Raw genomic sequence first — 12,859 nt, forward strand, 5'->3', positions numbered from 1 at the left:
GCAAGGCTTTAATGCTCATACTTCCAATTGACTAATTTTAAATCATCCATTATCAGTTAAAAAAAATTTACCACATGAAAATCTTACATCTTCATACACATACCACCGACGGAGGAGCAGCACGATCTGGTAGGAGTATTCATCTAAGACTTCCTCAATATGGTTTTTCTTCAAAATTTTATGCAGGTAGTGGAATTTCAGATAGCTCCAATAATATTGAAACACTAGGAGTCTCGCGCTGGCAATTTATGGCCAATGTACTGATTTATCGTCTTAGTAGTCTTGAAGCTCCTCTAAATATTAATCAATGGTTAAAAGTTTTACCAACATTATTAAATTGGTCTGATGTTATTCATTTACATAATGTTCATGGTTATTATATGCCAAAGGAAATTTTAGAAAAAGTTTTAGAAAAACCTGTTGTTTGGACAATACATGATGAATGGATTATGAGTGGAAGATGTACTTTTTCTGGAAGTTGCCAAGGTTATCAGCAAGGCTGTCATTCTTGTCCCCATCTAGATAAATATCCTAGCACTTTAGTAGATAGAGCTAAACAAAATTTTATTTATCGTCATGATCTCATAACAAAATCGAAAGCAATTTTAGTATCTCCCTCTAATATCCTCCGCGAAAAACTAATTCACGCAGGTTTTTCATCTGAAAGAATTCAAGTTATTCCTGATCCAACAGAATTTCAACAGTTTTATCCCCCCGAAGAACGTCAGGATATTAAACAAGAATTGAAGTTGCCTGATAATAAAATTATTGTGCTTTTTGTGGCTAATGTAATTGGATCTTATCGGAAGGGATTTGATGTTCTGGAGTCAGCTTTACATCAACTTCCTAACCCTGATGACTTTATGTTGATCATGATTGGAAAATACAATCAAAAAATTCAACAAAAAGTAAATAATTTGCCCATGGAAGTAAGATTACTTGGAACAATTGATAGTCGTACAGAGATTAATCGCTATTATGCGGCTAGTGATGTTTTAGTTGTGCCTTCCCGTGAAGAATCTTTTGGATTAGTTACTACAGAAGCCTTGTCTCAAGGTTGTCAAGTTATCTGTTCTGATATTCCTGTATTTAGAGAAGTAACTGATGGAAAAGCTGTCTTCTTTCCTGTAGGGGATGCAGAACAACTTGCTTCGCAATTGAATAAATTCTTGAATCAAAAGGAAAAATATAAAATTTCAGATTTAGCTATTAATCAAATTCGAGAAAAATTTTCTTTTGAAAAGATAATGAACTCTTATATAGACGCATATTATCTGGCATTTAAGAAATGAGAATAAGTTCTTAAATCAAAAAATATACTTATTAAGATTTGTTGTACACTATTTAAATGTGTTGAGGTTACATAATGTCTATAAAAACTTTCGTAGTTGTTGCTGGCTACTGGTCAACTAATATTGGAAATAGTTTTTTCCAATTAGGCGCAGAGTTTATGCTCCGTCAAGCCTTTCCAAATGATCGGGTTGTATTGTTGAGTGATCAACCAGGATACTGGGATGTTAATATTGGGAATCCTCCTAATTCACTAGATTACTTAGCTCATATTGACATGGATTATCTTGTGATTCAAGGTCCATATTTACGTCCTGAATATCCAAAAATCTGGGAACAAACCTTGCGGAAACTAAAGGAACGAGGAATCAAAATAATTGTTCTCAGTGCAGGTATGATGGATTATTCTCAGAAAATGCAAGAACAAGCAAGAGAATGGCTAACTGAAATACCGCCTTATGTATTTATTACTAGAGATACTGAAACTTATAAATTTTTTGGTGATTTGGCCACTCATGCAATGGATGGTGTTGATGTTGCAACTTTTGTTTCAGACCTCCATCATCCATTATCAACAACTTTACCACCGTACATAATTTTTAATTTTGACCAAATTCCAGAACCTACAGTTGCCATAGATAATGGTACAACTGTTAAAAAGAATGAAGAAGTAATTCAGTTGAACAACCTGGCATTGAAGTTTCGCTTTGCAAGTCGTGAGTTAAATCTGGCTCGTCGATATAAATTTTACCTTTTCCTTCGTTCTTTACTTCCTATGAGACCTTCTCTACAAGAGTCCATAGCAGATCACATTATTGTTCGTACTGACCATCGCTTCAATCCCATGTTGCTACAAAAATCTTATGCCGCTCCCAACTCCTTTACTTCAGATATCCCGCATACATACCTTAACTTGTATGCTAATACAGAAGCAACATTTTCAAATAGAGTTCATGCTTGCGTAGCAACTTTGGCTTATGGCAAACCAGCAAAACTTTTTTCAAACTCACCTAGAGCATATCTACTTGATCGATTAGGCGCGGTCAATATCCGCAAAGAATTGATAAAAATTGATACTGCATGGTTAAAGCAGGAGAAATCAGCAATGATTGACTTTTTGCGCCAGGTTGTCAACTGAATAGAGTAAAAATGGGGTTACTTTTTTAATGCTCTGCGACCCTTTGTGTATTCTGAACACCTCAAACCAATTACGGTTTGTCCTACCCGAGTTGGAGGATTTTCGCTACTCGTCCAGCCTACTTAGGGAACGAATCCGCCCTTAGACCTTCAACCCGTTTTTATTCATTCCCTTGGTTGATTGTTAGTTACCTTATGTGTAGCCAATCAAACTAACGGACTGATTACCGTCATTCAGCTAACAACGAACCGTACATCAGTCTTCAATCGTATCTCTGCTTTAATTATTTGAAAAATTAAATCAATGAAGCAAATTTCTATCCTTACGCAATACTTTTATCCTAGCAATGCTGCCACAGCCCAGTTAATGACTGACCTTGCAAAGGGACTGTCTGAGCATAATTATAACTTAAACATATTTACTGGTACTAAATCTAATTTAGATGTACCTGATTTCTTAACTCAAGTCGAAATAATTCGTGCTTTTTCTCCCATCAAATCCAGCACCAGTATTTTCAGCAAAATCAGTAGTTCGATATTTTTTCTGCTTGGTGCTGTTGGCTATGTAATGTTTAATTTATCAAGCAATACCCCACTTCTAATTGCTTCTAATCCACCCTATGTAGGTATTCTAGGAATATTATTCAATATTGTCCGTCGTGGTAAATATTATTTTCTCCTCCAAGATATTTTTCCAGAGTCAGCAGTAATGTCTGAAATTATAAAGCAAAATAGTATTTTATATCAGTTCTTCAGTAAGCTAATTTATTTAACTTATAAATATTCTGAATATATAATTGTCCTTAGCACCTCAATGCAGGAATTTTTAGAGAGAAAATATCCTGATTTAAAACCCAAGATTAAAGTAATTGAAAATTGGGCAATTGAAGATATTCCGGTTGTCAGCAAACCAGAAAATAATTTTGCTCAACAGCATGAACTTGATGAAATCTTTACAGTTTTATATTCAGGTAATCTGGGGAGACTACATGATATTGAAACCATTACTGAAGCAGCTAAAATACTTAAAGATGAGCCTATTAAATTCGTCTTTATTGGTGACGGAGCAAAAACTAAAATTGTCAAACAAGTAATTGAAAATTATCAGCTAAAAAACATTCTCCTATTACCCTACCAACCTAGAGAATTACTTCCTCTATCATTAACAGCCTGCGATATTTCGTTAGTTAGTCTTATCCCTGGTGCTGAGTCAATTGTTGCACCATCTAAACTCTATGGAATGCTGGCCGCAGGACGGGGGATTATATCTATATCTGTACGCAATTCATATATAGATAAGCTATTAACTAATTCTGGTTGTGGGGTTAATGTTCCTCCTGATAATCCTCAACAGCTTGCTGATATAATTCGTCAATTAGCACGTGACAACCAAAGAGTTAACTCAATGGGGGAAATAGCACGTCAATTGTATGAAACTAGATATACATTCAAGAGGGCGCTTGAAGAGTATGAAAAGCTACTTTTTTAACCTTAAAATCCCAAAATTTGTTCGTTCATTCGTAGTCCCTAGTTTCGTCGTATTATGTATTCTTGTTTAATCCTAGAAATAAAACGTCAAAAACCGAAAGCAGACACGACAGAATTAGAAAGAGAGATAGATGAGATAGTGTATAAATTGTATGGGTTAACAGAAGAGGAGATTAAGATAATTCAGGATAGTGTAAAACAGAAATAGCTGGCGATCGCTATAATAAAACTAGACTAATTAACTTGTAACTTATCATGGAAAACATTACCATTCAAGTTGACCCAGAAATTGCCAAAGCGTACCGAGAAGCAGAACCAGAAAAACAGCAAAAAATCCAAATATTTCTCAACATAATGCTGCAAAAAGCAGTCAGTCAAAAACCACTCTTAGATATCATGGAGGAAGCGAGTCAACAAGCCGTTGCTAACGGAATGACCCCAGAAATTTTAGAATCTATTCTCAAGGATGAAAACTAACCGTATCGTAATTGATACAAATGTAATTGTCAGTGCATTAATCTTCTCTAAATCTACCAAGGACAATAGTAGCGAACTGCTTGCAGCAGAGCTTCGCTATCGCTTTTGACCTCCTAATCTGAAATTCTCATTCCCTGTGCTTGCATCTCATCTAAAACATCCTTAACACTAGCCAACACACCCCGCCGCTTTGCCAATAATAAAACCCCCACAGTCCCAATTAAAGGCAATTTTCGAGCCATAGCCACTTTCCGGGCTGCCTTTTCATCAATTAACAACTCAGATGCACCAATCTCCTCCGCTAAAGCAATAGCTTCTGACTCTCCTAAATCTAACTTAAATGACTGTTGTAACTCCTTAACCACCTGCTGATTATCTACTGTTGCAACCTCTAACCAAGACAAATTCTGTACAAGTTTCGCGGCTGGATGCTCACCTACTTGCAATTCATCAAATACCCCCTGGGTAATCGTGACTTTACCAAAAAGTTTCGGCAATAAATAAAGATGATTCACCTTTGCTAACTCACTAATTGGCGTTGTATCAGAAACGATAATCATTTAAGAAATCTGCTGATTTAAAATTAACTCTGCTTGTTCCACTTCTTGACGTAATTCCTCTAAAGTCTGGGAATCGTCAAAAAGAGAAATCCCCCATTTTTTCATCATTTCTATTACCTCCAAACGAGAAATGGCAAGAATTTTACCCGCCCGTCCACTGCTAATTTATCCTACCTCTAATAGTGTCATTACATAACCTTCCTTCGCTTTTTGTAAAGCCTTTTTTCTCACTTCATCCGAAAGCTGAATACTTTCTAACTGCTCATCTAAAATTACTAACGACATTACCAAAATATCCTAACGCTACATTTTTATTTTAACTGATTATATCCCCATAAACCGTTGGGGTGCGGCTTGTAGTTAGTCCTGTAAGGTATAAGTTCCTTACCAAGCTAGAAATATTTGACTATATTTTTAGCAGGAAGTGGTAAGTAAGTGAGCGGAAAAAAACCGAAATATGTAACGAAAAGTAAAGTTGCCCAAAACCTGTTCCCTGTTCCCTGTTCCCTTGTCATAACGACAATTTTTAACGCCAACCTACTTAGGATGAAAATGTTATAATCAAAATGGCTTGATTGTTTGATTCTAAACCTAGGGGTTTAGCACTGCTCATTGGTGTCAACTTAACGTAAAACCCATAACCCGACTGGGAATGAATTCCCAGTCTTATAGCAGAAGTCATCTGAAGATGACTAAAAGAACTAGAAAATTTTTGAATTGGTAAAAGTTTAGATCTCAGCCGTGTTTAGTATAACACGAAAATTGCTTGAGTACGGCAGTTTGGTGAAAAGCGATCGCGTAAGCACCGCTGCAAGCACTTTGCTACACTCGTTTGTGCGATTTTTGCAAGAGCGATAGCGAAGCGCACCGAAGATATGGCTATGAGATAAAATAGAATCAATCAAGTATTTTGTCTTTCTATAAAAACGAGGTAAACATGACTTATTTAGAACTACATCAAAAAGTTGAACAACAGATATCCCAACTAGCACCAGAACAGCTTTCCTTAGTTAGTGATTTTATCGACTCTATTCAGGAAAAAAGCACCGTAAATCAACGCCCATTACGTCGTATTTCTCCCATTAAGCGAGGTAAAAAAGCAGGTGATTTACTACATTATACTGGAACTTGGCATGGTGATGATTTGGAAGATTGTCTGCGTTTAGTTGAAGAAACTCGTTCTCAAACGCAGTTTTAATTTTTGTCACTATGTCTTATTTGCTCGATACTAATCACTGTAGCTACATTATTAATGGTAATCCTCAAGTTACCGATACCTTAAAATTTTGCTCGTCTGTTACCATTGGCGTTAGCATTATCACTTATGCAGAACTACTATATATGACAGAAAAATCAGCACTAAAATCTTAAAATTTAGGTGCAGTTCAGGTTTTTTTGTCCGACGTTGATTTATATTTTATTGATGAAGAAACTGCCATTATTTACAGTCGTCTAAAATCATCGGTTTTTAATTATTTTGCTCCCCAAGAGAAAAGCAAACGTCGTAATTTTAGCATTGAAAATTTGGGATTTAGCGATCATGATCTTTGGATAGCAGCAACAGCAATTCAACACAATCTCACTCTCGTTTCTGCTGATAGCGATTTTAGGCGTATTCATCAAGTACAGCCTTTTCCCTTGGAATCATGGGTGTAAATTCACTCCATTTTAAAAACAGCTTGAAGAAAATGAGCGATCGCGTCAGTGCTGCTGCAAGAGGTCTATTGAAATCTCGCTAACAACTGCTCACGAGATAAACTAGACAACTGCAACAGCAAAGTAGTATATTCGTGAGATGTTAAATTTAATACAGGCTGAACAACTGCCGCTAATTGCTCGTCTATAAAACCAAATCGCGCTAAAAGCAGGTTTTCTACTATTTGCCGTCTTTCCTGTTCCTTACCTATTTCCTTACCTATTTCCTTGCCGATCTCCTTACCGCGCTCTAAACCACGAAGTTCCGTTATCCGTTCCCACTCTAAATAAGCTGGTGTTAAATTCATTATTAGTTCCCTATCTTCAACATCAATCTCATTGCTTATTTCCATAGTAATCTTCCAAGTCCCTAACAACTTTAACAATTTTGCGTAATTCCCCACCCTCAATGTACTCATAGGGTGGGGATGTAAGCAAGTCAAAAACGAAACGTTCTTAAAATGTTTTTTACTGCAAGTAAAAGAGTTTTGAGGACAGTTGAGTTTTTGACAAAATATTAGCATTAGTTCGCAAGTAAATTATCTATTATCTGACGCAACCATTCACCATAACTTTGGCTTGGGTCTTTTATTGCCGATATCCTTTCGGCGACTTCTTTATCTATCGTTAGCCCAATCCGAATTTTACTCTCTCTATATCTAGCATTATACTTGTTCACTTTGTCTTTGTTTCTCTGTTGCCATTCAGTTTGTGTTCTTGGTTTTTTCATGAGTTGACATATCTATGTGACTAGATATATAATAGTATTTAGAATAAACAAAAACAAGGGGTAAAAACATCAATGGCGTTACGTAGAGCAACTTTCAGGCTATATCCCAATAGACAAGTCAATGAAATGTTGCACTATCACCGCAAACTTCATAAGGACTTATATAATGCCGCTGTATCTAATCGCATTACTTCATATAAAAAGTTTGGTAAATCTGTTTCTTACTTCGAGCAGCAGAATTGTTTACCGGACTTCAAAGAAGTTTGGATAGAATATAAAACAATTAATTCTCAAGCATTACAAGCCACATTGAAACGGGTTGATTTTGCTTTTCAAAGGTTTTTTAAGGGACAAGCATTGTACCCTAGATTCAAGTCAATTCGTCATTATTCCGGTTGGACTTATCCATCTTTTACGGGCTGGAAAGCTCATAGTACAGGGGATAATGGCTATTTAGAATTATCAAAGATTGGTCAAATCCAGATGCGAGGTAAAGCTAGACTTTGGGGGCATCCTAAAGCTTTAGATATCGTTTACCGCAATGGTAAATGGTATGCTTCCATCGTCTTGGAGATTGATGATACTTTGTTAAAGAATAGTCGCAAAACTGATAATGGGATTATTGCAATTGACTTAGGTTGCAACGATGCAATCGCATGGACAAATGGTGAAGAAAATGGGTTAGTCCGGGCGCCTCGGTTTTTCCGAAAAGCAGAACAAAAAAATAAACAATTGGGTAAAGCTAAACGTCGTAAACGTTCTCCCAATTTCCAGAAAAAAGTCAAGGCTTCTAGAAGGTGGAATAAAACGCAGAAATTAGTTAGTAGACTTTCGAGAAAAGTTGCTAACCAAAGACAAAACTTTGTTCACCAGGAAACTACACGAATAATCAGCGGTAATAGCACGGTAGTTACTGAAGTGCGAATCGTTGGCTAGAAACTAAAAACCCGTAAGGGTTTTGGAGGATTAGCCGCAAGGTACAAAACCTTGACAACTGAATGACCATGTAGGTGAGAGCCATTATCCTAGAACCCCTCAAACCCTACCCCGTAGGTGCAACGGTGAAAGCATCACCCCCAGGTTCGAGACTAGCCATCAAAGCCTGAAGCGGGGTGAAAAGGTGTTATTACTGACAGCCTAAGTTGGTAAGCATCGAGCAAAGTACCCATGAGTAAAGCCTAGGCTTGAAGATGCGATTGAATCGTCGTGACTACCAACCAGCGAAATAAGGCTAAAGGCGCTGGAGTCAAAAGACACAGGATAAGGAGTTGGCAATGTTCGGTTTGACCAATTTGCACTTCCAATAAACCCGGCGAATAGCATCACTCTAAAGGTACACAGCATGGTCATTCGGAACGAGATAACCTCTCGCTTGCTCTCAGGTGATCGAATACCTGAGTAGGTGCTAACCGTATGCAACGAGAAGGTGAGATTAAATCAAAAGCGAATGTCTGGGGTAATGCCCAGAATATGCTGACAGATTTACGGTGATTTGGATGATAAAGTCCCAAGTAGTGAGTATATATGTCTAATACACAGTCTCAACAACTGATGGTGGAATGGCACTCTATTAACTGGCGCAAGCTAGAACGTAGCGTGTATAAGCTCCAAAAGAGAATTTATCAAGCCTCCGCCCGTGGTGATGTAAAAGCATATCGCAGACTCCAAAAGACGCTGATGAAGTCATGGTCAGCAAGAGCTTTAGCGGTTCGTAGAGTCACCCAGGATAACCAAGGGAAAAAGACGGCTGGTGTAGATGGCGTTAAATCGCTGACTCCAAAACAGCGTCTAGAACTCACTGGAAATCTAAACCTGGGGTCAAAGGTCAGTCCAACTAGACGGGTATGGATTCCTAAGCCTGGAACGGAAGAGAAACGACCTTTGGGAATACCTACAATGAAAGACCGAGCCTTGCAAGCACTTGTCAAACTGGTATTAGAGCCAGAATGGGAAGCGCGATTTGAGCCTAACTCTTATGGGTTCAGAGCCGGACGCTCATGCCATGATGCAATAGGGGCAATATTTAACGCTATCAACGGGAAACCAAAATATGTTCTCGATGCCGATATTGCCAAATGTTTTGACCGCATCAACCAGGAAAAACTGCTAATAAAATTGAATACATCCCCCACCATCCGCAGACAAATTCGCGCATGGTTAAAAGCGGGAGTGATGGACGGTAAGCAGTTGTTTCCAACATCTGAGGGTACGCCACAGGGCGGGGTAATTTCCCCATTACTGGCAAATATTGCCCTCCACGGGATGGAAGAACGGATTAAGCAATATACAGAAACGCTGGAAGGAAGGAAGCAGCATAATTATCAAAGCCTCAGCTTAATCAGATATGCCGATGACTTTGTTATTCTCCACAAAGACATAACCGTTGTCCAAAGATGCAAAGAGATAATCTCTGAATGGTTACAAGGCATGGGTTTGGAATTAAAGCCTAGTAAAACGAGACTTACTCACACCCTCCATCAGTATGAGCAAGAAAAACCAGGGTTCGACTTCCTTGGTTTTACGATACAACAATTTCCAGTAGGAAAGTATCACTCGAAGCAGGGCTTTAAAACAATCATCACCCCAAGCAAGCAGAAGCAAAAGGTACACTACGACCAAATCGCCAGTGTTATTGAAGCTCATAAGGCAGCACCGCAAGCGGCGCTAATCAGCCGTTTAAACCCAATAATTAGGGGATGGGCAAATTACTACGCGACTGTGGTAAGTAAGGTGACTTACTCAGATATTGACCACCTTATTTACCAAAAGTTAAACGCTTGGGCAAAACACCGTCACCCCAAAAAGAACGGGAAATGGGTGTCAAAAAGGTATTGGCAATCCATAGACGGTGATAACTGGGTATTCGCAACCAGGAAGGAAGGTTCAACCTCACTTCGGTTACTAAATCATGCCGACACGCCAATAGTGCGTCATGTGAAAGTCAAAGGCGAATCGTCACCATACGACGGAAATCTGGTTTACTGGAGTACAAGAATGGGTAATAACCCAGAAATGCCAACCAGAGTATCAAAACTCCTGAAAAAGCAAAAAGGGAAATGTACCCACTGTGAAATGTTTTTCCGTGAAGACGATGTAATGGAAGTTGACCATATCATCCCAAAATCAAAAGGTGGAAAGGATGAGTATAAAAATCTTCAACTTTTACACAGACATTGCCACGATACAAAGACAGCCAATAATGGCAGTCCTGGCACAAAAATCCGGCTGCAATAGTGCCGAGCCTAAGCCCACCAGAAAACTTGAAAAAGTCGAAGGAAAATGGGTAATGAGGTGTGCATGACAAGCACCAAATCATTGAGGAGCCGTGTGAAGGGAAACTTTCATGCACGGTTTTGAAGACCAACGGGGTTGGTGACAACCTCGTTGAGTTTAATAAATTAGAAGTCAAAAACATGAGTGCCAAAGCCAAAAAAGGTAAACGTAAAAAGCAAAAAGCTGGGTTGAATAAATCAATTCTTGATGTAGGAATGGGGATGATAAAGTCCGCTCTAAAAGCGAAATTATCAGACATTGGTGGCTTGTTTGTAGAAGTACCTACTAGCAAGGTGAAACCATCTCAAACCTGTCCAAAATGTGGACATCAAGAGAAAAAAACTTTAGACCAACGAACTCACGTTTGCAATAACTGCGGGTATACCCAACAGCGCGATATCGCCGCCGCAGAAGTCATGCTACTTTGGCACTCAAATAATCTACAGGGGTTAGGAACTAGCCTCTCAGACGTAGATGATTCTAGCTCTACTTCAAACACTAGCAAACGCAAGAATGCTGGAAGTATGAAGCAACTAGGTCGTGTGAAACGTCAAAAATCTCAACTTACTGATGGGGATGTAGAAACCCCATCTTCAACGAAGTAAGATGGGGTAGTTCATAATAGTATAGCGTTTGCTATCATCTTCGGGTAAAGCAATTACTTCATTAATTGCAGCTTGTTGAATTATTCCTTTACCTAAAATCCTCAACCAGAGAGTTTCTGGAGTATTCGCTAACTTATCAATGGCAATTACTCCAGTCAGCAGTAATTGTGACGGAAAGTAAATACCTGGCAACCAGTTTTCATCCTCAGTGGCCATAAATTTATCCGAAATCAGTTAATTTGTAGAATTCAAACTTTGGTAAAGGGTGAACCCCTTGCAGCAGCGCTTACGCTATCCTCACAGGAATTATAAGGGATTTTTAAAATATTCAATGCAGTAGCGATCGCTTTTGACCTTTGGATTTAATGTAGGGGTAGCGCCCCCGTGCCTACCCTGATTTATGGGCAACCACAGGGGGTTTGCCCCTACAAAATTAATTGGTTTAGGGATTTTTAAAATATTCAATGCAGTAGCGATCGCTTTTGACCTTTGGATTTAATGTAGGGGTAGCGCCCCCGTGGCTACCCTGATTTATGGGCAACCACAGGGGGTTTGCCCCTACAAAATTAATTGGTTTAGGGATTTTTAAAATATTCAATGCAGTAGCGATCGCTCACCATAGATGTAAAATTAGTAACTGTATTCGTAGATATGCCATCAAACCGCAATTGGTGATTGGGAACACCAAACGTGCATTAATCTTCTCTAAAACCAGCCTAATCTATAATAATATTAATATTAATCATGGCGATCGCTTTGGTTGTTCAAAATTTTGCAAAAGTTCATTGCCCCATCGTGTTTAGTGTATTTTAGAGAAAGTATTAGAATAAGTTAAATTTTATGGCTGCCAAGCATTTAAGCACTCAGTTTCTAAATGAAATTACTAACCGACTGGTGAGCGCGCTCGAACCAGAACAGATTTTTTTGTTCGGCTCTTATGCTTACGGTGAACCGACTGAGGATAGCGATATTGATTTATTGGTGATTATCTCAAAATCAGATGAACCACGCTATCGTCGAGCGCGTCAGGCATATAAAGCTTTGCGTGGTATTGGTATTCCAAAAGATATTCTGGTGATGACCCGCTCAGAAGTTGAACTCAAGGCTAGTGTAGCCAACTCACTAGTCAATCAAGTAATACATCAGGGTAAACTCCTGTATGGATAACGCAAAATTTGCAGAAACTAGACAGTGGTTAATCAAGAGCCAGCGAGATTTAAAGGCTGGGTATGTGTTACTTAATAATGAAGAATCTCTGTTGGATGCTGTTGTTTACCATTGTCAACAGGCTGCCGAAAAAGCATTAAAGGCTTATTTGACATATCAAGAGCAGGTAGTCAAAAAAACCCATGATTTGGATGTTTTGTTAGATATCTGTTCATTGTTTGAACCTGGGTTTCATGATTTAAAAGATATAGCGGACACTTTGACCCCTTATGCAACAGAATTTCGATATCCAGGGGATGTAATTGAGCCGGAAAGATCCGAAGCTGAGGAGGCATTGGAGATGGCTACTTTAGTTATAGACTTCGTTATTCAAAAATTGCCAAGTGAATTTGACCGTGAGTAAGATACTTCTGGTATTATTATATCGTGGCAAGTAG

The 12,859-nt window shown here is 38.5% G+C and carries 13 protein-coding genes and 4 pseudogenes; 12 read left to right on the forward strand and 5 right to left on the reverse strand.

From position 1 onward, the window contains the following. The first annotated feature begins 74 nt into the window (after window positions 1-74). From EZY12_09030 to EZY12_09045, 4 genes are all read left to right on the forward strand, one after another. Window positions 75-1,292: a glycosyltransferase gene (locus EZY12_09030; GenBank protein QSX69711.1), complete on the forward strand. Its 1,218-nt coding sequence runs from the start codon at window positions 75-77 to the stop codon at window positions 1,290-1,292. A gap of 74 nt (window positions 1,293-1,366) precedes the next feature. After that, window positions 1,367-2,428, forward strand: coding sequence for a polysaccharide pyruvyl transferase family protein (locus tag EZY12_09035; protein ID QSX69712.1), 1,062 nt, complete (start codon window positions 1,367-1,369; stop codon window positions 2,426-2,428). A 303-nt stretch (window positions 2,429-2,731) separates the two neighbouring features. Then, window positions 2,732-3,916 carry a glycosyltransferase family 4 protein gene (locus EZY12_09040; protein QSX69713.1) on the forward strand — a complete coding sequence of 395 codons (1,185 nt, stop codon included), beginning with the start codon at window positions 2,732-2,734 and terminating at the stop codon, window positions 3,914-3,916. Window positions 3,917-4,170: 254 nt separating this feature from the next. Beyond that, the gene (locus EZY12_09045; protein ID QSX69714.1) at window positions 4,171-4,392 is read left to right on the forward strand and encodes a hypothetical protein; all 222 of its coding nucleotides are present in this window, start codon (window positions 4,171-4,173) and stop codon (window positions 4,390-4,392) included. 113 nt (window positions 4,393-4,505) lie between these two features. Here EZY12_09045 and EZY12_09050 read toward each other — a convergent pair whose 3' ends face one another. Both EZY12_09050 and EZY12_09055 read right to left on the reverse strand, forming a co-directional pair. Beyond that, complete coding sequence (locus tag EZY12_09050) at window positions 4,506-4,952, reverse strand: DUF3368 domain-containing protein (GenBank protein ID QSX69715.1); 447 nt, start codon at window positions 4,950-4,952, stop codon at window positions 4,506-4,508. Further along, window positions 4,953-5,237, reverse strand: a pseudogene (locus tag EZY12_09055) (UPF0175 family protein). A gap of 652 nt (window positions 5,238-5,889) precedes the next feature. On the opposite strand from EZY12_09055, the gene EZY12_09060 reads away from it, so the two are divergent. Both EZY12_09060 and EZY12_09065 read left to right on the forward strand, forming a co-directional pair. Then, window positions 5,890-6,150: a hypothetical protein gene (locus tag EZY12_09060; GenBank protein ID QSX69716.1), complete on the forward strand. Its 261-nt coding sequence runs from the start codon at window positions 5,890-5,892 to the stop codon at window positions 6,148-6,150. Between the two features lie 11 nt (window positions 6,151-6,161). Next, window positions 6,162-6,608: pseudogene (locus EZY12_09065) on the forward strand (type II toxin-antitoxin system VapC family toxin). A 65-nt stretch (window positions 6,609-6,673) separates the two neighbouring features. On the opposite strand, the gene EZY12_09070 reads toward EZY12_09065, so the two are convergent. Both EZY12_09070 and EZY12_09075 read right to left on the reverse strand, forming a co-directional pair. After that, window positions 6,674-6,955, reverse strand: coding sequence for a hypothetical protein (locus tag EZY12_09070; protein ID QSX70594.1), 282 nt, complete (start codon window positions 6,953-6,955; stop codon window positions 6,674-6,676). A gap of 215 nt (window positions 6,956-7,170) precedes the next feature. Next, complete coding sequence (locus tag EZY12_09075) at window positions 7,171-7,377, reverse strand: hypothetical protein (protein ID QSX69717.1); 207 nt, start codon at window positions 7,375-7,377, stop codon at window positions 7,171-7,173. A 72-nt stretch (window positions 7,378-7,449) separates the two neighbouring features. Here EZY12_09075 and EZY12_09080 point away from each other — a divergent pair, with 72 nt between their 5' ends. The 3 genes and pseudogenes from EZY12_09080 (at window position 7,450) to EZY12_09090 (ending at window position 11,255) form a co-directional block, all read left to right on the forward strand. Beyond that, window positions 7,450-8,313, forward strand: a complete 864-nt coding sequence (locus EZY12_09080; GenBank protein QSX69718.1) for a transposase — start codon at window positions 7,450-7,452, stop codon at window positions 8,311-8,313. Window positions 8,314-8,901: 588 nt separating this feature from the next. Beyond that, window positions 8,902-10,611, forward strand: a complete 1,710-nt coding sequence (gene ltrA / locus EZY12_09085; GenBank protein ID QSX69719.1) for a group II intron reverse transcriptase/maturase — start codon at window positions 8,902-8,904, stop codon at window positions 10,609-10,611. A 161-nt stretch (window positions 10,612-10,772) separates the two neighbouring features. Next, window positions 10,773-11,255, forward strand: a pseudogene (locus EZY12_09090) (transposase). 12 nt (window positions 11,256-11,267) lie between these two features. On the opposite strand, the pseudogene EZY12_09095 reads toward EZY12_09090, so the two are convergent. Then, window positions 11,268-11,480, reverse strand: a pseudogene (locus tag EZY12_09095) (hypothetical protein). Window positions 11,481-11,788: 308 nt separating this feature from the next. On the opposite strand from EZY12_09095, the gene EZY12_09100 reads away from it, so the two are divergent. From EZY12_09100 to EZY12_09110, 3 genes are read left to right on the forward strand one after another with little or no spacing between them, the layout of a single operon-like run. Then, window positions 11,789-12,058, forward strand: a complete 270-nt coding sequence (locus EZY12_09100) for a hypothetical protein (GenBank protein QSX69720.1) — start codon at window positions 11,789-11,791, stop codon at window positions 12,056-12,058. A 37-nt stretch (window positions 12,059-12,095) separates the two neighbouring features. Further along, window positions 12,096-12,422, forward strand: coding sequence for a nucleotidyltransferase domain-containing protein (locus EZY12_09105; protein ID QSX69721.1), 327 nt, complete (start codon window positions 12,096-12,098; stop codon window positions 12,420-12,422). Next, on the forward strand, window positions 12,415-12,825 hold the full coding sequence (locus EZY12_09110; protein ID QSX69722.1) for a HEPN domain-containing protein: 411 nt from the start codon (window positions 12,415-12,417) through the stop codon (window positions 12,823-12,825). The genes EZY12_09105 and EZY12_09110 overlap by 8 nt, the downstream gene beginning before the upstream one ends. Window positions 12,826-12,859 lie beyond the last annotated feature (34 nt).

Origin of the sequence: Dolichospermum sp. DET69 (assembly GCA_017355425.1) — a bacterium.
In the GTDB taxonomy this organism is placed as follows: Bacteria; Cyanobacteriota; Cyanobacteriia; order Cyanobacteriales; family Nostocaceae; genus Dolichospermum.